At 62.6% G+C, this 2,063-nt stretch carries 1 protein-coding gene and 1 pseudogene; both read left to right on the top strand.

The window, feature by feature from the left end; all coding sequences use genetic code 11:
- Positions 1–336 precede the first annotated feature (336 nt).
- On the top strand, positions 337–552 hold the full coding sequence (locus tag AC07FD_RS32310; RefSeq protein WP_095090521.1) for a helix-turn-helix domain-containing protein: 216 nt from the start codon (positions 337–339) through the stop codon (positions 550–552).
- A 721-nt stretch (positions 553–1,273) separates the two neighbouring features.
- A pseudogene (locus tag AC07FD_RS32305) lies at positions 1,274–2,017 on the top strand (ArdC family protein); the annotation flags it as partial.
- Between the last annotated feature and the right edge of the window lie 46 nt (positions 2,018–2,063).

Below are 2,063 nucleotides of genomic sequence, written 5' to 3'. Positions count from 1 at the left end.
TGAGTTTCCCGCTCCCGACGCGGATAAGAACCCAGGAGCATGCTCGCCCCAGTATTTCATACAAAGTGAACGAGAACCCAAGCAGCCCTCCCAGGAGTATTTGCGCCATGAAGAAAGCTGAGGCTCAGCCAGACCGGAGAGCCTGACGACACCCGAACGACGTCTCGGGTTCGCCCCGTTGTCCCAGCTGCTCCATGAACTTCGATGTCGTCGGCATCCAGCTTCTCCGCGATCATTTAATCTAGCCTTTGCATTTTGTAATCTCTCCCGTGACTCCGCCGCTTTGTCGAGAATACTCCGTGGTGAAATGCTCGATAAGAAGCTGGCCTCTCATGCATTGAGATTCGAAAGGTCTTTGCCCGCAATCTTCGCCGGCACCGACACAAAAAGAAACTGTCCCAGGAGGCGCTGGCGCATGAGGCCGGCGTCGACCGCACCTACATCAGCGCCCAGGAACGCGGCGTTTACGGTGCCAGTATCGATATGGTCCAGAAGCTCGCCAAGGTGCTTGAGGTTGATCCGGCAGCCTTGCTGGATCCTCGATCGGAATAGAGTTGTTCAACAAGGGGTCGGGCGGGTCCGGCACTACAGGATCTGCTTCCCGATGATCCTGTTGCAAATCGTTCCGAGCCTGGCGCGCAAGGGTTCTCGCGGACCGAGCCCGATCTGCTTTGCCGGCCCCAGGCGGTCTCGGCCGTCCATTTTTCCTCGCGGTCACGAGCAGCACTTGACGCAAGAGGAACTGGCGGCGCGCGCTGAGCTTGATCATGCGCTAGGTGGGCGCGATCGAACGCGCCAGCGTGAATGTGCTGGGGCGATTGGCGATCGCTTTGATCCCTGCGATTTGATCAGGCCGTCGAAGAAATAGGGTTTGAGCTTGGCGACTTGATCTCCCAAACCTGGGCGCCAGCGCGCCTTTGGCGCGCACCGGGTGCTCGTGAACCGAGCCCGCTTTTCTTCGGCAGGCTCAGGCGGTCTCGGCCATCCGGCTTCGCCCCCTGGCGCAAAAGCAGCCTTGCGGCTGCCGATGGTCGCCGTCCTTTGGCCGGCGCGGTCTTGGGTTAGCTGCCTTTCCCGGCGGCGCGGGGTGGGCGGCACTCCCTTCTAGGCCCGCCGCGGCAATCCGCAACCCTTCGCTGTCGCTCCGGGTCCTCCACTTCGTTCCGGTCCTTCGGATGCGGTTCGCCTCCGACGGCGGGCCTTTCCGGTCGCGTTTCGCCGCCCACCCCGCTTCCGGGGAAAGGCGTGCGATTGAAGAGCGGAGGATAAAACGATGCGTTCAAACAGTAAGCGTTGCGCCAACGCAAGGGCAGGCGGGCGCCCGGGCGCCAGCCTTTATCAGGAGATCACCGACCGCATTGTCGCCGAGCTGGAACGCGGCACCGTGCCATGGGTCAAGCCTTGGGGCAGGGCCAATGCCGGGCTCGGCCTGCCCAAGAACGCCGCCACCGGGCGCTGCTATTCCGGCATCAACATCCTGATCCTGTGGGGCGCCGTCATCGAGCGCGGCTATCCCTGCCAGAACTGGCTGACCTTCCGGCAGGCGCTGATCCTTGGCGGCAATGTCCGCAAGGGCGAGCGCGGCACGACCATCGTGCATGCCGACCGCTTTGTTCCCAAAGACGAAAAAGAACGCGCCAGCGACGATGGCGAGGAGCCGCGGGCAATTGCCTATCTCAAGCGCTTCACCGTCTTCAATGTCGCTCAGTGCGACGGCCTGCCCGAGCATGTTCGCGCCGCCGCCGAGCCGCTACCCGAACGCGAAATCATCCCGCAGGCCGAAGCGCTCATCCGCTCCAGCGGCGCCGATTTGCGCATCGGCGGCGAACGCGCCTTCTACATGCCCGGTAGCGACTGCATTCAGGTCCCGCCGCAGCCGGCATTTTTCAAGCAGATCGACTATTACAGGACCTGCTTTCACGAGCTTGGCCACTGGACCGGCCACCCCTCGCGCCTTGCCCGCGATCTCTCCGGCTCGTTCGGCTCCAAGGTCTATGCTCGCGAGGAACTGGTCGCCTTATCTTGACAGTCTGCACCGATTGCCAGTGTCCTGCTTGACGTCG

Source organism: Mesorhizobium waitakense, from assembly GCF_056431085.1.
This window is presented reverse-complemented; position numbering and strand designations above follow the sequence as displayed.